Here is a 23,038-nt window from a genome sequence, read left to right on the forward strand (position 1 = left end):
CTCGCCAAGTATGGTGTGCGCCGCCATTTCATAGCCGTTGCCTGTCAATAGCTGTAAGTTATATAAACTGAACCAACAACCTTGCGCCCATATCGTTCTGTCAGTCGTCGGCTGTCAACGGGGCTGATCCCTAAGTTCGGGCGCTCGGCCGTTCCTTGCCAACGCAACATCAGGCCGTTTCGACTAAAGAAGAAATCGCTACAATACATGCCTACGACCAAAGCAAAAAGGAATGTGGATGAGCGACGCGCTCGCAAGACTCATTGAACATTGGAAGACCGATACACATAGCACCTATAACACCTGGTTTCTTTGGGAGGAGCGTGTCAAGAACTTCCGCTCGATCCGGCGCGGCATCGGCCAGGTGGTCCGAGACATTCAGGCTGGTACCTTCGGCAATGCCTACCGCGGCTCTTCGCTTGAGACGTTGGTCGGTTCAATTGCCGAACAGCGCCAGATTTTCAAGGGGGCCGATCATGCGTTCCTCTGGAAGCCGAAACTGCGCATTCCCGATATCTACGAGAATCCGAAAAACCAGGCTGCATTTGCGCAGCTGCTCAATCATTGCGACTGCTGTAATACGGCCGAAGAGATCATCGAAGGTATCCAACGCATCGACGCGTTGGCCATCAAAGGGCTTGGACCGGCGGTCGCCAACCTGCTGTACTTTATTCATCCTACCCTTGTGCCGCCATTTAACACGGCCATCGTGAAGGGATTCAATGCCGTCACTGGAGGCAACGTCAAGCTGGGCCGTTGGGATCATTACCTTTCAATGCGAGAAGGCTTGATTCGCCTGAATGAAGAACATCGCAAGTTGCTGTCCAATGACTTGGGTGCTATTGCAGGATTGATGTTTGACGTGGGGGCGGGCCGTTATGCTGCCCCGCCCCGCCTTGATGACGCCGCTGCTGTGTGCGCATGGGAAACAGACTTGGCGCGCGTCAGGGAAGAATCGGCCGCTGCGCAAAAGCAATGGGAAGCGGCACGAGAAAGCGATGCCACCCATACCGAAATTCAAGGTTGGCTGCGAGACCTGGGATTGGCCCTCGGGTTTGATGTCTGGGTCGCCGCAAACGACAAAGGCCGCCGTTATCTTGATGGCCTGCTCGGTGACAAATGCCTGGGTCAGCTTCCAGAAGGGGTTACCAAGGGGATGGACTCGGTGCGACTCATCGACGTTGTCTGGCTGACGAAGGGCGACCATCATGTGGCAGGCGCATTCGAAGTGGAGCATTCCACATCCATCTATTCGGGAATCGTCCGGATGCTGGATCTCGCGCTCGGTACGGAAGTTGGCAAAAACAGTACACTGTTCCTGGTGGCGCCGGATAACCGTCGTGACGAAGTGGAGCTGCAACTGTGCCGGCCTGCGTTTTCGCGCGTATCCGAACTTGATATCCGCTACCTCCCCTATAGCGAACTGCGCGAGCATCGTGGCGCGATGGCTCGTTTTGGGAATGGGCTAAAACCTGTAGTCGAAATCTCTCAACGACTTCAACGACGCGGCATGGCTGCCTCGTCAGCGACTTGATGTCTTTTTACGTTCGATGAAGCCGTGCACTGCTTGGCTTGTCACGGCTGCTGGTGTTCTTCCCTGCGCGTGCAACTTCCATGCAGGGTCCTTGTGCAATTGAGGCGCAGCTGATAACCGCCGCGAGTTGCATCATGGAAAGGCGCCGTCATTTCCGTTCAACGCAACCATGCATACCGATGGAGACGACGCATACGAAGAATGGCGGCCTACTCTTATTCATGCCGGTAATTGCTAATCACTGGCGCGCGTTTAAGACGAGTCAAGACTGCTTATCGATCGAACTTGACGAAACTTGACTCTATGCCGATATCGGCATAGAATTAACAAATCATGCTGAACATTCCAACTATTAAAAAAGCAATGCAGCAACTGGGACTTAATCAAGTCTCTCTGGCTGAGGAATGCCAAGTCAGCAAAGAATCTGTCTCCAATTGGCTCTCTGGAGAGTCCATTCCGCGACCCAACAAGCTCAAGGCCCTCGCCCAGGCTCTGCAGCTTGAAGTCCAACGGTTGCTCTTGCCCGCCGTGGCCGAGCCTATTGTCGCCTACCGCACACGCAATAACCGCCCCGTTTCCGTGGAAGCATTTGAAGCGGCCAATGACCTGGCCTACCACCTTCGGCAGCTCGTGCCCTTCATCCAACGAACGCCGATATTCGCGCCTCCGGTGCTTGAATCGCCGCGCGTAGAAGAAGAATATATCCGCGAAGCCGTGCGTCAGATCCGTAGTCGTATCGGCATTCCAATGACCCAGCCACTGACGCGGGAGCAGCTATTAGGGCTCCACCACGACTTTGGCTCGCTTCTCGTTCCTGTATTGTGGGGCAAGGATAAGGACGGCCATGAGAATGCGCTGAGCGTGTACCTGCCCGATTCCAGGACGTCCTGGGTGGTATTCAATCTCAATGCGCGCAATGACGACTTCAACTACTGGCTCGCCCACGAACTTGGGCACTGCTACACCCTGCATGCGCTGCAGGGCCAGGACGGAGAGGACTTTGCAGAGCGCTTCGCGCAAGAATTGCTATTTCCTATGGAAGCGGCAGTCGAGGCACTTGCGCTTATCACCTCCCACCCTCAGCCTCGGGAGGCGGCAAGTCGGTACGCCGGCCGGCATGAGCTGTCAGTGGTTACCGTTGTCAAGCAACTTGACCGCGCTGCGGAGATCCTGGGCCAGCCGCCGACAGGCTTGGTTGACAAGAGATTCTGGGTGTCCTGGCGATCGACGCGAGCGTTAGTGCCTACAGTGACGGAAAGTGTGTTCGGATTGAGCGAGATGTCGACAGCTGAATATGTGATCAAGTCGGAAGACCATTTCAAAACCCCCGTGTTCCGCGCGCTCGCCCAGTGGCAGCGCAGCGAAGGCGGCCGCTCGCCGGCATTTATCGCGAATGCGCTGAACGTTGAACTTGGACTTGCTCTCGATTTATCGCATTTCCTGCTCGAGCTTCACGAGCCGGTAATGGAGCTGACAGGCTCATCAAAAAGCCGCTTGTAATCGCTGCGCCAGTTCTTCGGCAGGAGTTCATCCTCACGTATCCACTTCTGTACGGTCGCGCGCCTGTCATTTGCAGTCAAGCGACCGTTTGCCTCAAGCAGGTGCAGCACCTCCAAACTGGAAAATAGCGAGATCGGATAGCTATCCGGGTCCTCCATCAGATCATGCGCCACGAACCGCAACGCTCCTTCATCTGTTGCCAATCCACCCTTAAGAACAACGGCGGTAGCCAGTAGATCGACGTCTTCACGTGTCGGTGGTGTCAAGTTGTTTCCTTTGCGCCGCTCTGCGTCAACCAGTGCTCGGGCATACGGCAACAACTCTTGCCTTTCCTTGTCAACACGCGATTTGGTTGTACCCCGCAATTTCATTTGCGCTGTCGTCAGGTCGGACAGCTTGGGATCGACAGCCACGGAAGCATATTTCGTCTTCAGTCGATCGCTTCTCAAAAACTCGCCAACCAAAGACTCGAGCGTCATCAGCTTGTAGCCGCCGATGACCTCTCCCAGCAATGGTAGTACCGGTGAGAAGTACAACCGTAAAAAGGCATTGGTGTCGATGAGAAGGAAACAAGTAGCAGCCATTACGGATCGGATTCCGCTGTGTTAGCGTGTGTAGAGGTGCACACCATTATAACCGCCGGTCAGCAGTTGCTCGTGCGCTGTGGATGGCAAAGACCCTTGCGGCAAGATGGCACTATGCGCTCTCGCCTTATCCGGCAGGTTGAGACAAACAGGACCGACTGGATGGTCCAAGCCGATGAAAACCTGGTCGGGTCTAGGCAATGCGCGAAAGAGAGGCAGTAGGACGCCCTCGTGAAAGCAAGGGCGCCGGCCAGTGGTATGCATGGACACAAGAATCGCGCCAAGTTAATCGATCGCCTTATCGTATGTCCTGCCACAGGACTGTAACCGATCCCTTTCTGACCTGCGCTTTGGTTGACAGTCCTGGCCGCAACACGACCACGATGGCAGAGGCAGTCCAGACGCTTAGCGATATGTCCCACTCAGTGGCGCACACCGGTTCACGCGCTGTTATTACTTCAGGGCCGTCTATCGAAATAAAAAATATTGGGTGGCCTAGTGCCGCTGGACCGTTTTCCCATAACCTACTCGTCGATGCCGGCCGGTTTTCCCCGGCACTACGTCGTCATAGACGGGCGAGACTTCCTTGTCATCGCCTACTTCGCTTAGCTTGCCATGCCGTGCCGCCACCGATTGGCCCCGCGACAGTTCGTCTCGGCGACGACTGAGCCAATCAACGCGATAACGTTTACTTCCCAAGCACGCGTGCCGTCGATTGGTCGATATGGAAGCGCATCGCTGCGTCAGCCGCATCCGGCTTACTGTCTGCAATGGCCGAAACCACGCGGCGATGTTCTTCCTCGACCGCTCTCATCCTTTGCAATTGCTGTGGGCGCGAGAATTTACGTGACAAGTCCATGGTGAACAATGTCTGATTTCGAATCGATTCCAGTACCGTCAGAAACAGCGGATTTCTGGAGGCCGAGGCGATCGCCACATGAAATGTGAAATCCGCGTCGACGGGCATTTCGTCAAGAGCGTGACCATGCAGGCGGTCGAAGGCCTGCCAGATCTTGTCAAGATCCTCATCGTCCCGATTTAGTGCGGCATGCCTGGCTGCCCCTGCTTCGATATTGCGCCGGAATTCATAGCACCGCTTGAAATCTTCAATGCACGATATGTCTTGAAAAGTCAGTGCCGAACGGTCTAGGTCAGGATGCCTGTCGACGCGGGTACGGTGACCACTGCGCGATAAATAAGGACTTTTTGCACGTAGGCGGACCAAGGCTTCACGGACGGTAGGACGGGAGACACCGTACATGATGCTTAACGCATGCTCGGTCGGCAGAAATTCGCCGATCTTAAATTGCCCGCTACGGATAGCTTCGGCAATTGCACTTTGCACCGACGCCGCTAAATTCGGACGGCGCGCGGGTAAGGGTGGCGTGTCAAGTGCCATGCCTGAAGATGTGGATTCCATTACTCAAGAGACTTATCACAATGCGGTTCGAATCAACGCCGGCCTTAACTCGCGTTCTATTGAAGCAAGGAACGGCATACTCAGGCGTCTGGTCGCTGCACGCATGATAGCGGCACCAGCGAATATCGTCCACGGCCTACGTCTACTCACAGTAGCAGACCGTCTTCAAGCGGCAAGCTCAGGGTGGAACACTAGTGCACCGCCTGCCGTTCATGGCAAGGAAGGCGCGACATCCCTTACGTAGACGCAAGTTTCATCACCCCGTTCCTACCTGACGAGAAAGGCAGAGCGAAACCGCTTTCAGTGCAAAGCGTCCATTGGTGGCGCTATGCGGACCACAACAGCGGCATGCCTATGTGGACATAACGGTGATCGGCAAGTGCGCTGCGCATTACAAAGTTGTAATGCAAGCGTCACCTAACTGTTTCCTCGTAGCTTCTACACTACAGACATGGATTGAGATGACGTACCAGTCCACCACCTACTGACTACCTAAGGAGTGCACTATGAAAGCGAAACAATTGATGATCTCGGCAATGACTGGCTTGGTATTGATCAGCGGAATGACTACCAGTGCTTTTGCGGACGACAAATGGCTGGGAAATCGTGGTAGTAACTGGCTGGAACATGTACAGTCAACCAAATCACGCGCCGAGGTACGGGCAGAAGTCGAACAGGCCCGCAAGGACGGAACGCTGCGGGTTAGCAACAGTGCCGACTATCCGCAACCGCCTGCCACTGCCAACACCAGGACACGTGCAGAGGTACGGGCTGAGGCCGTTCAAGCCAATCGCAATGGAGATCCGGCTTTCGACTCCATCTACTTCGGCAGCTAACAGCGTCACGGCTGATGAAGGGCGTATTGCCCTTCGTTCATTTTCCCTGGCAGCCTCTTGGACTTTAGCCGTAGAGGCGCCATCTCCCTTAAATCGTTGGATTTCTGTAGGCTGTCCGTATGGTTGGGCTTACTTCCACAGAACCAATATCGATAAATGCTTTCGAACATTTGCTGCGGCATGACTTGGAAAAGCGCTGCATTTTGTCGAATTGTCTTGACCTTGCTACCACCGGAAGGTTTACACTGAACCCATTGAAAGTTGCTTTAGATCACGCAGCCCCTTGTGCTAAACTGAACCCATGACCCGCGTCTTCAAGACATTCGTACTTTGGCTACTGATAGCCGCCATGCCGATTCAAGGCCTGGCGTCCGTCATCAAAGCGTCTTGTGGGCCGCAACACCATAATGTCACGCCGACGCTTGTGGCAATGGCAATGGACCATCACCATGTCGCTGCTCAAGGCACACCGCATGATCATGCGCACCCTGCGGGAAATCATGTGCTGGCGGATGCCGAAGCAGCTGAGCCGAGTGCCAATCTGGCCTCCGACATGCAGCCCGTGCACAAAACATCGTACTGTAGCGCCTGTGCCGCTTGCTGCATTGGCGCAACTGCGCCGCCCCCTTCCGTCTCATTGACGCCCGTTTTAAGTACCGCTACAACCGTAGTTTTCCCGCCTGTGGTCTCCTTTACCGGTTTTATTCCGTCCGGTTTGGAACGCCCGCCTAGACTCCTATCCGCTTAATCGTCATAGAGCGCTAACGACAAGCCGTTTCTGCTTGCTCGGTCTTGCACTCCTGTATGTTCGCGTGCCTTCGCACGTTTGTTCTGCCGATTTTGAGGAAAATAATGTCATCCAAGCAATGGCTTGCCGTCGCCGCATGGGTATGCGTACCCGTCGCAGCGTCTGCACAACAACAACAAACCCTGCCCAACCCGCTTGACGCCAATGCACCGACCGCTGCGGTTACTTACGAGTCTGCCTTCAAGAATTATCGTGCGTCGACTGACGACAGCGCTACACCCGACAAGGTATGGCGGTCGGCGAATGAGGAAATGGGAAGAATCGGTGGTCACGCCGGGCACATGAAGGATGCCGGCAGCGCCCCGGCGGCCTCACCCAATGCCAACGCCCCTGCACCCAAGCAAGGCGGTGCCATGGATCACAGCAAACATCATTAAGGGGAGAATCGATGAGCCAACAATATCAATTTCCCCGCCGTTCAACACTGGCAATGGCCGTACTGACCGTTTTTCTGACCGGTTGCGCCACGTTCTCGAACGATGGTGGGCTGGATTCGGTCTCGACCATGACCAAGGAGCGTACCGGTCAGGCAATTCAGTTTTCAAAGCCTAGTGCTGAGGCCAACACGACATCGGACACGGTACGGCAGTTGCTGCAGAAACCGTTGACGCCGGATACCGCAGTGCAGATCGCATTGCTTAATAATAAGGGCCTGCAGGTATCCTTTGCTGAACTGGGCGTGGCCGAAGCGGACCTGGTCCAGGCCGGACGCTTGCGCAACCCGAGTTTCTCCTTTGGTCGCATGCGCGGCGGCGATGATGTCGAGATCGAGCGTAGTGTCATGTTCGATTTGATCGGATTAGTGACGATGCCAATTCGCAGCGGTATTGAAAAGCGCCGTTTCGAACAAGCCAAGTTGCAAACAGCGTCGCAAGCCGTACAGCTGGCCGCCGACACGCGCCGTGCTTACTTCAATGCCGTCGCCGCGCAGCAAACCGCGCTCTACATGGAGCAGGTGCAAGGGGCAGCCGATGCCGGCGCAGAGATGTCCCAACGCCTGGCCAGGGTGGGCAACGTCAGCAAGCTAGATCAGGCACGCGAACAGGTGTTCTTTGCGGATGCTACTGCTCAAGTTGCCAGGGCACGCCATAACGCCACTGCAGCTCGCGAGCAACTGACGCGCCTACTGGGTCTGTGGGGCGTTAATGCTTCATTCAAGCTCCCTGACCGGCTGCCCGACTTGCCGAAGGCGCCTAACGACATGGCTAATGTGGAGCAACTGGCCATGTCACAGCGGCTTGACGTACAAATGGCCAAGTCCGATGCCCAAGCCACGGCAAGAGCGCTGGGATTGACCAAGGCGACTCGCTTCATCAATGTGCTGGATGCCGGTTACGCCAACACCAGCGAGACTGGTGAACCCCGGGCCAATGGCTATGAAATCGAACTGGAACTGCCAATCTTTGACTGGAGCGGCGCGCGCACGGCACGTGCAGAAGCGATGTACATGCAATCGGTAAATCGCACTGCCGATCTGGCCATCCGGGCACGTTCGCAAGTAAGGGAGGCGTACTCCGCTTACCGCACAACGTATGACCTAGCCAGGCATTATCAAACCGAGGTCGTCCCGCTGCGCAAGAAGATTTCGGACGAGGTACTGCTTCGGTACAACGGGATGCTGGCAAGCGTCTTTGAACTACTGACAGATGCCCGCGACCAGGTAAGCAGCGTCAATGCCGCTATCGAAGCGCAGCGTGATTTCTGGATCGCGGAAACGGACCTGCAGGCCGCGATCAATGGAACGGGTGGCAGCAGCGTACAGATTTCCAGCTCTGCTCCCGCTGAGGCTGGGGCCGCTGAACATTAAACGAGGATTAGTCATGGTATCGCGTAGAGATTTTTTCAGGGGCGCCACTGCATTGGTCGGCGCCGGTGTAGTCAGCCGCGTCGGTGCAGCATCGCTGCCCGAGGCACCGATCATGGAAGGTGCGGCCACACAAGCACCGTTGGCACCACCCAATGGCCGCCCCTATAACCCGGTTGTGACGCTGAATGGCTGGTCGCTTCCCTGGCGCATGAACAATGGCGTCAAGGAATTTCACCTGGTTGCTGAACCGGTCGTTCGTGAACTGGCACCGGGTATGAAAGCTAACCTGTGGGGATATAACGGCCAGTCGCCCGGGCCGACGATCGAAGTCGTTGAAGGTGATCGCGTACGCATCTTTGTCACCAACAAGCTGCCAGAGCACACCAGCATCCACTGGCATGGCCAGCGTCTGCCCAATGGAATGGATGGCGTGACAGGATTGAACCAGCCTGGCATCCCGTCCGGCAAAACCTTTGTCTATGAATTCGAGGCGAAAAGGCCGGGCACCTTCATGTATCACCCGCATGCGGACGAGATGGTGCAAATGGCGATGGGCATGATGGGCTTCTGGGTAACCCACCCTAAGAACCAGAATTTCATGAAAGTGGATCGTGACTTCGTCTTCTTGCTCAGTAACTATGACATTGAGCCGGGCAGCTACACGCCACGGACCAGCACGATGACAGACTTCAACCTGTTCACTTTCAATAGCCGTGTCTTCCCAGGCATCGACTCGATGAATGTGCGTCAGGGTGACCGCGTACGTATTCGCTTCGGCAACCTCACGATGACGAACCATCCGATTCACTTGCACGGCCATGAATTCGTCGTGACAGGCACTGACGGGGGATGGACCCGTCCTGAATCCCGCTGGCCGGAAGTGACGGCCGATGTCGCGGTCGGCCAGATGCGCGCAATCGAGTTTGATGCGACGGACCTTGGAGACTGGGCGTTTCACTGCCACAAATCGCACCATACGATGAATGCAATGGGGCATGAAGTGCCGACGATGATTGGTGCCGACCATCGCGGTGTTGCGCAGAAGATCAACAAGCTGGTACCGGATTACATGGTCATGGGCGAGCGCGGCATGGCTGACATGGGCGAGATGCAAATGCCCATCCCGGATAACACCCTCCCAATGATGAGCGGTCAGGGGCCGTTCGGCGGAGTCGAGATGGGCGGCATGTTTACCGTCGTGAAGGTCCGCAAAGACCAGAAACCGGGCGACTACAAGGACCCGGGCTGGTACAAACACCCGGCAGGCACCGTTGCGTACGAGTGGAAGGGTGAAACACCTGCGCCCACACGCAGCGGCTCAGCGGGCGGGCAATCCATGCCGTCGGCAAACAAGACCGCCAACATTGAAATGACCGTACGTAAGCCATCCGGCAACGGCGGCCACCACTAAAGCGATCTACCAAACTCCAATACAAGGGAAACCAGATGAATAAGCAAATCACAATCAACGCCGTATCCGCAGCATTCCTGGCTCTCGTCATGTCGGCGGGCGCATCCATCGCCTATGCGCATGGTGATGAAACCCATAAAAAGCCCAATGCCAACGCGCCCATCTCGACGGAAGAGCATGCGTTTGGAAAACAGGGAGACCCGAAGAAAGTCTCTCGTACCATCACCATCGACATGAACGACACGATGCGTTTTGGCCCGTCAGACATCACCGTCAAGGAAGGCGAGACGATCAAGTTCGTGGTCGCCAACAAGGGAAAGATCATGCACGAGATGGTGCTTGGCACCATGGACGAGCTGAAAAAGCACGGCGATTTGATGAAGAAAAATCCGGGTATGGAACATGATGAACCCTATATGTCACATGTTGGCCCCAGCAAAAAGGAAGAAATGGTTTGGCAGTTCACCAAGGCGGGCGACTTCTATTACGCCTGCCTGATTCCCGGTCATTTCGAAGCCGGCATGATCGGGAAGATCAAAGTAACGAAAGGATAAACATGAAAAGGCACTTGATGTTGAAGGCCGCGTTGGTGGGTTTGCTCACAGCGCATCTCGGTGTGTCGGCCGCCTCCCCCGTGGTCGAAGTCTACAAGAGCGAGAGCTGTGGCTGCTGCTCGGAATGGGTGAAGCACCTGCAGGCGAACGGCCTTACAGTCAAGGCCCAGAATGTTGCAAACCCGTCCGACTACCGGGAGAAGTTCGGCATACCTCAGGACCTGGGGTCATGCCATACCGGCCTGGTCGGCGGCTATGCGCTGGAAGGCCACGTGCCGGCAGCTGAAATCAAACGACTGGTTGCGGAAAAGCCCACCGCAAAGGGTTTGGCGGTTCCAGCCATGCCGTTGGGCTCACCCGGCATGGAAGGCCCGCGCAAGGATCCGTACGACGTCCTGCTGGTGCAAGCTAACGGACGCTACACGGTGTACAAGCATTACAACTGATGAACTCCGAAAGGAACGTACCATGAAGAAAATAGCGAATCTGGCTGTTCTCACCGCTGTGCTGGCCACTGCGCCGTTCAGCCTATATGCCGCTTCGGATGCGGCAGCGCAGGCGTCTTCGTCGGGCGCCTCGTCTGCGGCTTCCGATGCGATGTCGGAAGGTGAAATCCGGAAGGTCGACAAAGATGCCAAGAAAATCACCATCAAGCATGGGGAATTGAAGAACCTGGATATGCCTGCGATGACGATGGTGTTCCAGGTCAAGGATCCCGCCATGCTCGACAAAGTCAAGGCCGGTGACAAGGTGAGCTTTGTAGCCGAGAAAGTAGGAGGCCAATTCACAGTGACACAAATCGAAGCCAAGCAGTAAAGCCGTTTGTCACGCGGAGGGATCCAAATGCATCCCTCCGTTGGTGCATGTGAATGGATCGATCAATCCAGGCATGTGCACGTCCGTTGCCCTCACATCCCCTCCAAATTGATTTAATAAAGAAGCTTAAACACTAGACAAACTGAGAACAAATTTTGTCGTGTGTACTCCTACGAGATGTTATCGATTTTGCACTTCGGTCGAATCTCACATCTTGTACAAGGAGGATCTATGCGTTTCGCTTCTCTCGTCACAATCGCTGCAACCACTCTGGCATTCAGCGCCCCTGCCTATTCGCAAAAGAAAGAGCCATCACATGCGGGCATGCATGGCGGACAGCATTCAGGCGGCCAAATGAATCATGCAGCGATGCAAAGCTCGCCCGGCGCCGAAAAAGCGCCATTCGATCTGCAGTTCCTAGACACAATGTCGGCACATCATCAAATGGCCATCGAGATGGCGCAACTTGTCGAGAAGCGATCGTCACATGATGAACTTAAACAGATGTCCAAGAAAATGATCGAGTCTAACGAAAAGGATATCGCGCAAATCAAGGAGTGGAAGCAGGAGTGGTACGCCGACAAAGGCGACGCGCTAAATATGAAGATGCCCGGCATGATGGAGTCAATGAAGGGCATGTCGATGGAGAAACTGGAAGCGGCGAATGGCGAAACCTTCGATTCAATGTTCATTGACAGCATGAGCCGCCATCATCAAGGCGCGATCAAAATGGCGCAAACTGCCGCCAGCAAGGCGCAACGCAAAGAAGTGAAAGACCTCGCCAAAAAGATCGTCGCCGAACAAAAGAAGGAAGTCGCTCAATTGTCGAAATGGAAGCAGGAATGGAAGCTCGCCGGTAAGTGATTCAGGAGAAGAGCAGCTACAAAGCTGCGTCAAACGCTCAAGGAGGACCTGGGCCGCATCGTTTTGACTCTCATTTCAAAGGAATTGCACCATGGCTTATGAACGCAACCAGGATTCGAACAGCCCTCAACAACGCCCTCGCGGGGGCCGCTTTATCAAGGGCATAGCGCTTACGGCACTGGCCAGTGTGGCACTGGCGATGGCGCCTGCGCAGGCCGACGGGCCTGGACGTGGGCAGACCGCACAGTTTGAACGTGACTATCTGTCTTTCATCATCGACCATCATTACTCCGCCTTGCGCATGACGGAGCTTGCCGCTGGCACCGATCTCCAGCGCGACCCGGCCGTCAACAATCCGCAGGAAGGTACTTCTCCAACGCCGGGTACGGCCGCCACTCCACCCAAGGCAGGGATGGAAGACATCAAGTCGATGGCGCGCATGGCCAACCGCATGCAGCGGGAAGAAATCCTGAAAGCACAAAAGTTGCTCAAAGACTGGTACGGTGCCACCCATACCCCCACGGTACGTACCGACGGACAACAACTGATCCAGGTTCTTGAACAAACCGCGGGCGGTGCACAGTTCGAACAGGCTTTCCTCCAACTCTTTAGCAACCACCATTATGCAGCATTGCACCCCAGCCTTGACTGCCAAGTAAAGCGCGATATTGACCACCACGAGCTCAAGGAATATTGCGAAGGCATCGTTCAAGGCCAGGTGAGGGAAATCAACGATATGCGGGATATGCTGTGCAAGCAGTTCTCGATCTGTGACTATCAACCCACTACCGGTGCACGGGTGCAAGCAAGCGCAACCGCGACATCGACAAGGCAATAGCCCGATGTCCTGAATCCCTTGAAAAAGTACTTGACCTTCCTATCGCTGGAAGGTCTACAGTGGTATCTCATTCAACATGGAGATAACACGATGTATGAGCTTCAAGTGGAAGGGATGACCTGCGGTGGATGCGCCAACAGCGTTACCCGATCGGTTCGCGCAGTCGACAGCAATGCAAAGGTTGATGTCGATCTGAAAGCGAAAAAGGTCCGCATTGACACGAGCGTCGCGCTCGAGAAGGTGACGTCGGCCATTGCAGATGCTGGCTATCCAGTCGTTGCAAGCGCAACCATGTAGGCCATGGTGGAGTGTTTTTCGCTCCACCATGTGCCGCCAACAGAGGTCCGGCATGCCTACAATCAAGGTATATCCCCACCCCGAATACGCGCCCGACGGCGCAACGTTAGAAGCGGTCGGCGGCACGTCCATTTGTGACGCCTTGCTCGACCATGGTGTTGACATTGAACATGCCTGCGGCAAGGTCGGCGCATGCACCACGTGCCATGTCATCGTGCGGCAGGGATTCGATTCACTTAATTTATTGGACGACAACGAAGAAGACATGCTTGACCAGGCATGGGGGCTTGAACAGCAGTCGCGTCTGTCCTGCCAAGCCCGACTGGACTCGCAAGACGTTGTGATCGAAATTCCCAGGTATTCAGTCAACCATGCGAAGGAAAATGAATAGCACGGGTGCGACAAGGGCTGAGATGGGATGCACTTCCGGGAAAAGTTGACCTAGGTCATGAAAATTGGAGGCGCTATTTCATACGATTGACTTCGTAGTGCCCATTCTCCACTTACTAAGGACTTTCATCATGAATGTTGACCTGAAGATTGTGCGCCATCTTGTTCCGACAATGCTGATCGGCTTCCTGGCGGCCTGTGCCTCGCCAAATAAACCGAACGCTGCTGGCAGCGGTGGCCATCAGGCGTCCCAAGGCGGCTCTGCCGGGCACGCCGGCCACACGGAAATGATGGGGCAGATGGATATGAAGTCCATGTGCACGATGCATCACAACATGATGGCAAAGAAAACTCCTGAGGAGCGGGACGCCATGATGAACGAGCACATGAAATCCATGTCGCCGGAAATGCGGAGAAAGCACATGGCCATGATGGATGACAAGTGTAAGTAGCCGCGACCGTACCTTCCGCGGATGCCAATGTGCCTAGTACCCGGAAGGCTAGCATGCCCGGGACTGTCATGTCGTAGCCTCGCCCCATGCCACATGCGGCAAGCCAATACCGGGCGCAATGCCGGCAAACCTGAGTCCTCTCGCGCTCGCGGCGGCTCTCCTTACCGTCGGCAACGCCAGGAAACGGCTGGAACGGTACGGATGCATCATTGTCGGCAACGCAAGTGCTACCGGCAACAACCGTAATTTATTCGATCGCCAATAACACCGTTTGACAGGAGGGGCCATGAATAGACAGTCCGACAGACACCATCAGCATGATCATCACGGTCACCATGGGCACCATCATGGACAGGATGACGCCGTCTCGACGGTCAACGCGGAGAAGCCATTCACGGACCCGGTGTGCGGGATGAAGGTAAGTGCCAATCCGGACAAGACGATCGAGTATCAGGGAACGGCCTATCATTTCTGCAGTGCCAAATGCATGGAGAAGTTTAAGGGCAATCCCCTTGCGTATGTGAAACAGGAGAAAACCGAACCTGCACAGCCATTGGCGGATGGGACAATCTATACCTGTCCGATGCATCCGGAGATCCGGCAGCCAGCGCCCGGCAATTGTCCCAAATGTGGCATGGCACTTGAACCGATGATGCCGTCCCTGGAGGAAGGAGACAATCCGGAGCTTGTCGACTTTCGTCGGCGCTTCTGGTGGACCCTGCCGCTGACCGTCATTGTCACCGTACTGGCGATGTTCGGCCACAGGATCTTTTCGCAAGGTTTGCCCGCTCAAAGCTGGATCGAGTTGGTTCTCAGTACGCCAGTGGTCCTGTACGCCGGATGGCCGTTTTTTGTGCGGTGGGGCCAATCGCTCGCAAACCGCAGCCCGAACATGTGGACCCTGATTGGTACCGGGACCGGGGCGGCCTATGCCTATAGCGTGGTAGCGACCATTGCGCCCGAACTGTTCCCGCCTACATTCCAGATGCATGGGCGGGTCGGCGTATATTATGAAGCCGCCGCCGTCATTATCTCCCTGACGCTGCTGGGCCAGATCCTCGAGCTGCGCGCGCGTTCGCAAACCTCAGCAGCAATCAAGTCGCTTCTTGGCCTCGCACCGAAAACCGCGCGGCGGATCCGCGCCGATGGCACCGAGGAAGATGTACCGCTGGCCCATGTACATATCGGCGATCTGCTTCGCGTGCGTCCAGGTGAAAAAGTGCCCGTCGACGGTGAAGTGCAGGAGGGAGAAAGCGCACTGGATGAATCGATGTTGACCGGCGAACCGGGGCCCGTGACCAAGCGCGCGGGTGACAAGCTCATTGGCGCCACCATTAACACCAGCGGCAGTCTTGTCATGCGTGCAGAAAAGGTTGGCTCGCAAACCATGCTGTCGCAGATTGTGCAAATGGTTGCCAACGCCCAGCGATCGCGCGCACCGATGCAGCGCCTCGCCGATGTGGTGGCTGGCTATTTCGTCGTTGTCGTGGTCGGCATTGCTATCCTGACATTGCTCGGTTGGGGCTACTTTGGGCCTGAACCAAGTTGGGTCTATGGCTTTGTCAACGCGGTCGCGGTGCTCATCATTGCGTGTCCCTGTGCGCTAGGACTGGCCACGCCGATGTCCATTATGGCGTCCACCGGTCGGGCCGCGACGCAAGGCATCCTGTTCCGGGATGCGGCGGCCATCGAGGAAATGCGCAAGATTGATACGCTGATCGTTGATAAAACCGGTACCTTAACAGAGGGCAAGCCGGCCTTCGACCAGGTCGTCGCCGCTCCCGGCTTTACCGATACCGATGTCCTGCAGATTGCCGCCAGTATTGACCAGGGAAGCGAACATCCACTGGCACACGCCATCGTCGATGAAGCCCGCCGCCGCCGCCTGACGCTGGACAAGCCGGAAACGTTCGAATCGTCGAGCGGAATAGGCGTGCGCGGACAAGTCGCCGGACGACGCCTTGCATTAGGCAATACGGCACTGATGGACCAGGAAAACGTCGACTGGCGTATTCTTGGTGACCGCGCCGAAGCGCTTCGCAACGAAGGCGCCAGCGTGATGTACCTTGCCGCCGATGGCCGACTCGTTGGATTGCTCGCGGTGTCAGACCCGGTCAAGGCGACGACACCGGAAGCCGTTGACGCGTTGAAGGCAGCCGGATTGAGGGTGGTGATGGCTACCGGTGATGGTGTGACCACGGCTAAGTCGGTTGCAAGACGCCTTGGCATCGATGAGGTCCATGGCGAAGTCAAGCCACAAGACAAGCTGACCCTGGTGGAACGGTTCCAATCGGAAGGAAGACGCGTTGCGATGGCCGGTGACGGCATTAACGACGCACCAGCGCTCGCGAAGTCGAATGTCGGCATTGCGATGGGAACCGGGACCGACGTTGCCATCAATAGTGCCCATGTCACCCTGGTCAAGGGCGACCTGCGCGCGATCGTCCGGGCGCGGGTGCTCTCGGTTGACACGGTAAGAAATATGCGGCAGAACCTGGGCTTTGCGTTTATCTATAACGCAATGGGCATCCCGCTGGCGGCTGGCCTGCTCTACCCATTCACGGGACAGTTGTTGTCTCCGATGATTGCGGCGCTCGCGATGAGCTTGAGCTCCGTCTCCGTTATTGCCAATGCATTACGCTTACGCGGCGCCGGAACGCAGGTAGGACAGCATTGACAGTTGTCCCATCATTACCCATGAATGAGTAGAAAAGGCAGTCAATTGATTAGTGAACAGTTAAATCGTCATTGCTTTTGCGTGAGTCTCGATGCCGATGGGTTGAAACAGGCATTGATCTCGGAATTGGACTCGCCCGACCTAATTTCCTTGGTTGAAGAGCGCTGCCCTTACCTGTTTTCAGCGCGTCCCGTTTTCATTTCGGAGAAGCAGGCGGCGACTATGGCGGCCGTCATCGCCGCAGTGGAAACCGTGGTCGCGTTGCCCAGCTTTCGGGAGCATGTGCTGGCGCATGCTCCCGATATCGCCCGCCATGACCCCGGTGGTGCAACCGGAGTGTTTTACGGCTATGACTTCCACGTCGCAGATGATCGGATTGGTGTCATCGAGATCAATACGAACGCCGGCGGAGCCATGCTCAATGCCGTCATGGCGCGAGCACACCACAGTTGTTGCCTCGATCATGTGGCGATGGCATTAGCAACAGACCAGGCAGCGGCGCTGGAACAATCCATGATCGACATGTTCCGCATGGAATGGGCCGGCTCGCAACGTGCACAGCCGTTGCGCACCCTCGCTATTGTTGACAAAGATTTGCACCAACAGTACCTGTATCCGGAATTCCTACTATTCCAGAGGATGTTCGAACGCAATGGCATCAAGACCATTCTTGCCGAGCCATCGGACTTCATTCTTCGTGATGGAAAGCTAATGCATGGCGACTTGCCGGTCGACCTGGTGTATAACCGGTTGACCGACTTTATGCTGGAGGCCCCGGAAAGCGGGGTCTTGCGAACTGCCTATCTGCAAAACGCCATGGTCCTTACCCCACACCCCCAAGCGCACGCGCTCTACGCTGACAAGCGCAATCTGGCCCTCCTGAGCGACGCTAATTGGCTGACGAGCATCGGCGTTCCTCCTGAAGTGCAAGACGTGTTATTGCAGTATATCCTTAAAACAGAGGAGGTCATGCCGGCGCATGCCGACCGCCTATGGGCAGAACGCCGTCAACTTTTCTTTAAGCCGTCCGCTGGTTATGGCAGTCGTGCCGCTTACCGCGGGGATAAGCTGACCAAGCGCGTCTGGCATGACATTCTGGCGGGTGACTATGTTGCTCAGCGCATCATGGCGCCGGGTGAGCGCATTTCGCCGACGGATGACAAGGTAGAATCCTTAAAATTTGACATCCGCTGCTACGTCTATCAGGGGCAGATATCATGGATGGCAGCCCGCATGTATCAAGGGCAAACGACAAACTTCCGTACGCCAGGGGGTGGATTTGCACCGGTCTATCGCCTCGCCGAGCTGGATGTCGCCAGAGAGACCCCGTCGGGCGCTGACGCGTCGACACAAACTGCTTCATGCTGTGCCAAAAGCCGCTGCTGACGGGGGTGTCCTTGATGCTTTCACTTGACCCTGAGGTCCGCCGTACACACTATCTGGATTGACACACGATGACATTACGTCTCTCTAACAAACGCTGGCTGCATGCGGCGTTTCTTTCCTTCGTCACCTTCCTGCCCGCATCGCATAGTCTCGCCCAGCAATCAATTGCTGCGGACGTACAGAAGCGGCTTGGGGGCTTGTTCTCCAGCTCGAAAGAAGAGGAATTACTCGAACCTGACAAGGCGTTCCAGCTGAAAGTCACCGTATCGGGCCCTACCACCCTGATTGCCGAATTGATACCGGCTCCAGGCTACTATCTCTACCGGGACCGAATCCGATTTGCGCTCAAGAATACAAAGGGTATAGCGATTAGAGCCGTAAAGCTACCAGCGGGGAAAGTGAAGAACGATCCCACATTTGGCAGGATGGAAACCTATGAGAGACCGACACAGGCGGAAATCATCCTTGACCGCGCGCCATCGGCGAAATCTCTGACGCTGGTAGCCGGATACCAAGGTTGTAACGAAAAGACCGGAGTCTGCTACCCTCCCATCGACAAGGAAGTCAGCCTGACCCTACCGTAAAACCGCTGCAACCGTTGCAGGAGGGGTCATTGGCAGTTGCACTTCCACTGATGCCCTACCTTTCGCTTCTCTAGCCAGCAAATCGGGGACAACAATGATTGTCCAGTGCCGGGATCAATGGTGTTTCGGAAGCGGCGTCCAATGGGGCGCTGCAAGATCCTCAATAATTGGGCAGTCCGGCCGATGATCTCCATGGCAGTGTTCAACCAAATGCTGCAACTGGCTTCGGATCGATTGCAGTTTCTCGATATCCTGGTCCAGTTCCGCAATGTAGTGGCGGGCGAGCTTCTTGACTTCCGCGCTCTTGCGTGATCGGTCGTCCCAGAGCGCAAGCAGAGATTTGATGCGTTCAATCGAAAAGCCAAGGTCACGGGACCGCTTGATGAAGCGCAGTACCTGAACGTCATTCGCCGTGTAGCGACGGTACCCTGCGTCGGTACGCTCACTTGGAGGTATCAGCTCGATACTTTCGTAATATCGGATCAGCTTCGCACTGACTCCTGATGCTTTTGAAGCTTCCCCAATGTTCATCGCATGCACCTCTATTTCCTGGTCCCGACCGGGACGCAATTTCTACATATTGATGTGTTGCATCACCAATGATCGCGTCTTTCGCGGTTTGTCTCCGGCTGCGGCTTCCAGCGGCGCAGCAACAGGGCATTGCTGACAACACTGACAGAGCTGAACGCCATGGCCGCGCCTGCAATTACCGGATTGAGCACACCAAAAGCAGCCAACGGAATCCCCACCAGGTTATAGATAAATGCCCAAAACAAGTTTTGCTGAATCTTCCGGTACGTCTTTTTCGAGACATCAATTGCGGCGGCTACGAGTGCGGGATCGCCGCGCATCAGGGTAATGCCGGCGGTATGCATCGCCACATCGGTTCCGGTCGACATCGCGATGCCCACATCCGCAGCCGCCAACGCCGGCGCGTCATTGATCCCGTCGCCGACCATTGCCACTTGCCGGCCGTCTTTCCTGAGGTCTGCGATGACGTGGGCCTTGTCGGCCGGCAGCACTTCCGCACGGAATTCACGAATCCCCACTGCCGCCGCCACCGCCTTTGCACTGCCTGGGTTATCACCAGTCAGCATTACCGATGTCACGCCCATGTCTGCGAGTCTGGCCACAGCCAATTTCGCAGTGGATTTCAACGTGTCGCCAAAGGCAAGTATACCCTCCACCTTGATGCCTGTTTCAGTGCTGACTGCAAGCCACGAGACGGTTCGGCCGGCGCTCTCGTGAGCGCCGGCTCTCTCTTCCATGGCGGCAATCGGTGCGCCAAGTTCCTGCATCAGCCTCTTATTGCCAAGATAGACCGTGACGCCTGCCAACTGCGCTTGTACGCCGCGTCCTGGAAGCGCCCTGGCATCCGCCGCAGCCTGTAACGCAATGCCGCGCTCTGACGCCGCGGCAGCAACTGCCTTGGCTAACGGATGATCACTGTATTGTTGCACCGCCCAGGCATGTTCCAATAACTCCCGTTCGGAGCGGTTCGGGGATTCCAGCGCGACCACAGCCGGTTTTCCTTCAGTCAGCGTGCCGGTCTTGTCGAAGGCGACCGCAGTAACCGCATGAGCGACTTCCAGCGCCTCCGCATCTTTGATCAGAATGCCATACTTTGCCGCGACCCCGGTTCCGGCCATGATCGAAGTGGGTGTCGCCAACCCCAGCGCACACGGACAGGCGATTACCTGCACGGCAACCGCATTGAGCAAGGCCTGCTGCCAATCGCCAGTCAGCAGGCCCCAGCCAACGAGCGTTACTACCGAGATCAACAACACAACGGGGACGAACACCGCACTGACTTTGTCAACCAGACGCTGGATTGGTGCCTTGACGGCTTGCGCATCTTCAACCAGCTTAATTATCTGGGACAGCATGGTAGCGCCCCCCACCGCGGTGGCCTCCACCACCAGCAAGCCATCGGCATTCACGGCGCCACCCGTCACAGGGTCGCCAGCCGCCTTGGCAACCGGTAAGCTTTCACCGGTGAGCAGCGACTCATCGAGATGGCTTGTACCTTCGAGCACGGTACCGTCCACCGGAACACGATCACCTGGCCGTACGATGACCAGATCGCCTACCCTGACCTGCGCGGTCGGGACCGCAATGTCTGTCCCATCTCGACGGACAATCGCCGTCGTCACACGCAACGATCCCAGTGCCCGCAACGCCGCCACCGTCTGTTGCTTGGCGCGGGTTTCCAGCCATTTTCCCAGAAGCACGAGCGTTATAACGACCGCGGAGGACTCGAAATACAAGTGCTGCATTTCGCCGTGATTGCCATGGGCGAACAACAAGTACACGGACAGGCCGTAAGCTGCGCTTGTGCCAATGGCAACCAATAAATCCATGTTGCCAGACCGCGCCAGCAGCGCCTTCCATCCAGCCTTGTAAAAGCGCGCGCCGAGCCAAAACTGCACTGGTGTCGCAAGAAGCAGCTGGAGCCATCCGGGCAGCATCCAGTTCACGCCAAAGGGAAGCGCAAGCATCGGAGTAATCAGCGGCAAGCTCAATGCAGACGACAGTGCGACAGGCCACCACCCCGGAAGGGCCGATCTTGGCGGCGTTTCGGGCGGCTCTGTCGTATGCAATGTTGCTTCATACCCTGCTTTCTGGATCGCCGCAATAAGCGCTTCTACTGCCACACCTGTGGACCTGACTTGAGCCTTTTCCGTCGCCAGGTTAACCGATGCACTTGTTACGCCAGGCACCTTTTTTAGCGCCTTTTCAACGCGTGTAACGCACGATGCGCAGGTCATCCCGGAAATAGCAAGCGACACCTCTTCGTCCGGCACCTCATAACCGGCTTTCTTTACGGCGCCGGTAAGCACGTCCATTCCGACTGCCGCCTCTGCGCGAACCGTCGCCTTTTCTGTAGCAAGATTGACTGATGCCATTTCGACGCCCGGGACAGCTTTCAACGCCTTTTCGACGCGCGCTACGCAGGAGGCGCACGTCATTCCCTCCACATTGAAAGACACGTCCGCCATGCCGACCTTGTTGTTGACTGCCTTATCCATGAAATTCTCCTGACACTCTATCGTAACAATAGTGCTTCCAACGATGGTAAGGTCAAGGGTTGATACCGTGTTTTTTCTATTCCCGAAACTACGTACGGCGCGTCAAGTTCCATGCTGCCCGAGTAAGCGCCAACTGCTAGTCGGACCGTTCGGTCGCGACCAACATTTGGCGATAAATATCGTTGCACTTTACGTACCTGATCAACTGCAATAACGTGTCAAGCAATGCAACTTCTTCGACATGCGCGATATTAGTCCGGTTGTGCAGGGAAAACGTAATGACTGGCACCATTGTGGACACTTCGTTACCAAATGTCAGGCAAGAGTGGGCAACTGTCAAAGGACTGAATGTGCACTATGTCACGGCAGGTGCCGGGCCGGCGGTCATCCTTCTCCATGGTCAAGAAGAGAATTGGGCGACGTGGCAGCATGTCATTCCCGTACTGGCAGGTTCGCACCGCGTCTATGCGCTTGACCTGCTAGGTGCCGCAGAAAGTGAAAGGCTTGGGTCAGCGATTACCCCACCCTCGTTCTATTCTGACTTTCTTGCGGCCTTTCTGGATGAGCTCGGCTTATCTCAAGTGACGCTGGTGGGGAACTCGCATGGCGGTCTCATTGCTTTGCGCGTTGCCCTCGCCAGGCAGGACCGCGTCGTCGCCCTGTGTCTGGTTGACAGCGCGGCGCTCGGACGGGAAACACATCCACTGCTGGTGATGCTCGCACTCCCGATGGTCGGCGAAGCGATAAGTTTATGGTGCACAACGCCGTGGGGTGCGACACAGTGGACGTGGATACTCGCGTCCATCACCTTCTCTCAGCCGCAGCGTATCCCACTGTCCTGGTACGCCAACGCATCGCGTCTGGCCCGTCTGCAAGGACATGTGATGGGCGGCGTGGTGGCCCCGGTACGAGGACAACTCGGTCTGACCGGTCAACGAGAGGTGCTGTTGGGCGGGCTTTTCGACTTGGAGATTCCGACATTGGTGATCTGGGGCGCCGACGATCAAGTCGTGCCCAGCTACCATGGGATCGCCGCCGCGCGGCAACTGCGGCGCGGCAAGTTAGTAGTGATTCCCGACTGTGGACATTTGCCCCACGTCGAGCAACCGGAGTCGTTCAATGCAGCGCTCGCCGAATTCATGGAAACTGTATCGAAGCCGGCCGGCCAGGATTGGCACCTGTCGCATGCTGGCCAGTCAACCTAGCCAGCGATGTAACCTCTGCGGAACGATTTCTATACCGAGCTTGCAA

The 23,038-nt window shown here is 56.2% G+C and carries 22 protein-coding genes; 18 read left to right on the forward strand and 4 right to left on the reverse strand.

Annotated elements, in window-relative coordinates:
* Window positions 1–238 precede the first annotated feature (238 nt).
* Together RY831_RS03060 and RY831_RS03065 are read left to right on the forward strand one after the other, a co-directional pair.
* The gene (locus tag RY831_RS03060) at window positions 239–1,534 is read left to right on the forward strand and encodes a type II restriction enzyme NmeDI-related protein (protein WP_326504864.1); all 1,296 of its coding nucleotides are present in this window, start codon (window positions 239–241) and stop codon (window positions 1,532–1,534) included.
* A gap of 333 nt (window positions 1,535–1,867) precedes the next feature.
* Entirely contained in the window at window positions 1,868–3,034 is a 1,167-nt protein-coding gene (locus tag RY831_RS03065) for an XRE family transcriptional regulator (RefSeq protein ID WP_326504865.1), read from the forward strand.
* Here the strand turns inward: RY831_RS03065 and RY831_RS03070 are convergent.
* Together RY831_RS03070 and RY831_RS03075 are read right to left on the reverse strand one after the other, a co-directional pair.
* Window positions 2,986–3,618 carry a hypothetical protein gene (locus RY831_RS03070; RefSeq protein WP_326504866.1) on the reverse strand — a complete coding sequence of 211 codons (633 nt, stop codon included), beginning with the start codon at window positions 3,616–3,618 and terminating at the stop codon, window positions 2,986–2,988. The two genes, RY831_RS03065 and RY831_RS03070, sit on opposite strands and share 49 nt — an antisense overlap.
* A 688-nt stretch (window positions 3,619–4,306) precedes the next feature.
* Window positions 4,307–5,038 carry a FadR/GntR family transcriptional regulator gene (locus tag RY831_RS03075; protein ID WP_326504867.1) on the reverse strand — a complete coding sequence of 244 codons (732 nt, stop codon included), beginning with the start codon at window positions 5,036–5,038 and terminating at the stop codon, window positions 4,307–4,309.
* A 506-nt stretch (window positions 5,039–5,544) separates the two neighbouring features.
* Between RY831_RS03075 and RY831_RS03080 the strand changes: the two genes are divergently transcribed.
* From RY831_RS03080 to RY831_RS03150, 15 genes are all read left to right on the forward strand, one after another.
* On the forward strand, window positions 5,545–5,874 hold the full coding sequence (locus RY831_RS03080) for a DUF4148 domain-containing protein (protein ID WP_326504868.1): 330 nt from the start codon (window positions 5,545–5,547) through the stop codon (window positions 5,872–5,874).
* 852 nt (window positions 5,875–6,726) lie between these two features.
* The gene (locus RY831_RS03085) at window positions 6,727–7,059 is read left to right on the forward strand and encodes a hypothetical protein (RefSeq protein WP_326504869.1); all 333 of its coding nucleotides are present in this window, start codon (window positions 6,727–6,729) and stop codon (window positions 7,057–7,059) included.
* Between the two features lie 11 nt (window positions 7,060–7,070).
* The gene (locus tag RY831_RS03090) at window positions 7,071–8,489 is read left to right on the forward strand and encodes a TolC family protein (protein WP_326504870.1); all 1,419 of its coding nucleotides are present in this window, start codon (window positions 7,071–7,073) and stop codon (window positions 8,487–8,489) included.
* A gap of 13 nt (window positions 8,490–8,502) precedes the next feature.
* Window positions 8,503–9,900: a multicopper oxidase family protein gene (locus RY831_RS03095; protein WP_326504871.1), complete on the forward strand. Its 1,398-nt coding sequence runs from the start codon at window positions 8,503–8,505 to the stop codon at window positions 9,898–9,900.
* Window positions 9,901–9,935: 35 nt separating this feature from the next.
* The gene (locus RY831_RS03100) at window positions 9,936–10,454 is read left to right on the forward strand and encodes a cupredoxin domain-containing protein (protein WP_326504872.1); all 519 of its coding nucleotides are present in this window, start codon (window positions 9,936–9,938) and stop codon (window positions 10,452–10,454) included.
* A 2-nt stretch (window positions 10,455–10,456) separates the two neighbouring features.
* Window positions 10,457–10,900 (forward strand): DUF411 domain-containing protein, encoded by a 444-nt coding sequence (locus RY831_RS03105; RefSeq protein WP_326504873.1) that lies wholly within the window; start codon window positions 10,457–10,459, stop codon window positions 10,898–10,900.
* A gap of 22 nt (window positions 10,901–10,922) precedes the next feature.
* Window positions 10,923–11,270: a copper-binding protein gene (locus tag RY831_RS03110; RefSeq protein WP_326504874.1), complete on the forward strand. Its 348-nt coding sequence runs from the start codon at window positions 10,923–10,925 to the stop codon at window positions 11,268–11,270.
* Window positions 11,271–11,501: 231 nt separating this feature from the next.
* Window positions 11,502–12,134, forward strand: a complete 633-nt coding sequence (locus RY831_RS03115) for a DUF305 domain-containing protein (RefSeq protein ID WP_326504875.1) — start codon at window positions 11,502–11,504, stop codon at window positions 12,132–12,134.
* A gap of 91 nt (window positions 12,135–12,225) precedes the next feature.
* Window positions 12,226–12,972: a DUF305 domain-containing protein gene (locus tag RY831_RS03120; protein ID WP_326504876.1), complete on the forward strand. Its 747-nt coding sequence runs from the start codon at window positions 12,226–12,228 to the stop codon at window positions 12,970–12,972.
* 18 nt (window positions 12,973–12,990) lie between these two features.
* Window positions 12,991–13,269 carry a heavy-metal-associated domain-containing protein gene (locus RY831_RS03125; RefSeq protein WP_326504877.1) on the forward strand — a complete coding sequence of 93 codons (279 nt, stop codon included), beginning with the start codon at window positions 12,991–12,993 and terminating at the stop codon, window positions 13,267–13,269.
* Window positions 13,270–13,321: 52 nt separating this feature from the next.
* Window positions 13,322–13,660, forward strand: coding sequence for an ISC system 2Fe-2S type ferredoxin (gene fdx / locus RY831_RS03130; RefSeq protein WP_326504878.1), 339 nt, complete (start codon window positions 13,322–13,324; stop codon window positions 13,658–13,660).
* 130 nt (window positions 13,661–13,790) lie between these two features.
* The gene (locus tag RY831_RS03135; RefSeq protein ID WP_326504879.1) at window positions 13,791–14,111 is read left to right on the forward strand and encodes a hypothetical protein; all 321 of its coding nucleotides are present in this window, start codon (window positions 13,791–13,793) and stop codon (window positions 14,109–14,111) included.
* A gap of 286 nt (window positions 14,112–14,397) precedes the next feature.
* Window positions 14,398–16,788 carry a heavy metal translocating P-type ATPase gene (locus RY831_RS03140; protein ID WP_326504880.1) on the forward strand — a complete coding sequence of 797 codons (2,391 nt, stop codon included), beginning with the start codon at window positions 14,398–14,400 and terminating at the stop codon, window positions 16,786–16,788.
* 45 nt (window positions 16,789–16,833) lie between these two features.
* Window positions 16,834–18,174 carry a hypothetical protein gene (locus RY831_RS03145; protein ID WP_326504881.1) on the forward strand — a complete coding sequence of 447 codons (1,341 nt, stop codon included), beginning with the start codon at window positions 16,834–16,836 and terminating at the stop codon, window positions 18,172–18,174.
* A gap of 68 nt (window positions 18,175–18,242) precedes the next feature.
* The gene (locus RY831_RS03150) at window positions 18,243–18,758 is read left to right on the forward strand and encodes a protein-disulfide reductase DsbD N-terminal domain-containing protein (RefSeq protein ID WP_326504882.1); all 516 of its coding nucleotides are present in this window, start codon (window positions 18,243–18,245) and stop codon (window positions 18,756–18,758) included.
* Between the two features lie 114 nt (window positions 18,759–18,872).
* On the opposite strand, the gene cueR is transcribed toward RY831_RS03150, so the two are convergent.
* Both cueR and RY831_RS03160 read right to left on the reverse strand, forming a co-directional pair.
* A complete protein-coding gene (cueR, locus tag RY831_RS03155; RefSeq protein ID WP_326505177.1) occupies window positions 18,873–19,289 on the reverse strand; it encodes a Cu(I)-responsive transcriptional regulator in 417 nt (138 codons plus the stop codon).
* A gap of 62 nt (window positions 19,290–19,351) precedes the next feature.
* The gene (locus RY831_RS03160) at window positions 19,352–21,787 is read right to left on the reverse strand and encodes a heavy metal translocating P-type ATPase (protein WP_326504883.1); all 2,436 of its coding nucleotides are present in this window, start codon (window positions 21,785–21,787) and stop codon (window positions 19,352–19,354) included.
* Window positions 21,788–22,065: 278 nt separating this feature from the next.
* Here RY831_RS03160 and RY831_RS03165 point away from each other — a divergent pair, with 278 nt between their 5' ends.
* Complete coding sequence (locus tag RY831_RS03165; RefSeq protein ID WP_326504884.1) at window positions 22,066–22,992, forward strand: alpha/beta fold hydrolase; 927 nt, start codon at window positions 22,066–22,068, stop codon at window positions 22,990–22,992.
* Window positions 22,993–23,038 lie beyond the last annotated feature (46 nt).

This window comes from Noviherbaspirillum album (assembly GCF_035916955.1).
Taxonomy (GTDB): Bacteria; Pseudomonadota; Gammaproteobacteria; order Burkholderiales; family Burkholderiaceae_D; genus Noviherbaspirillum; species Noviherbaspirillum album.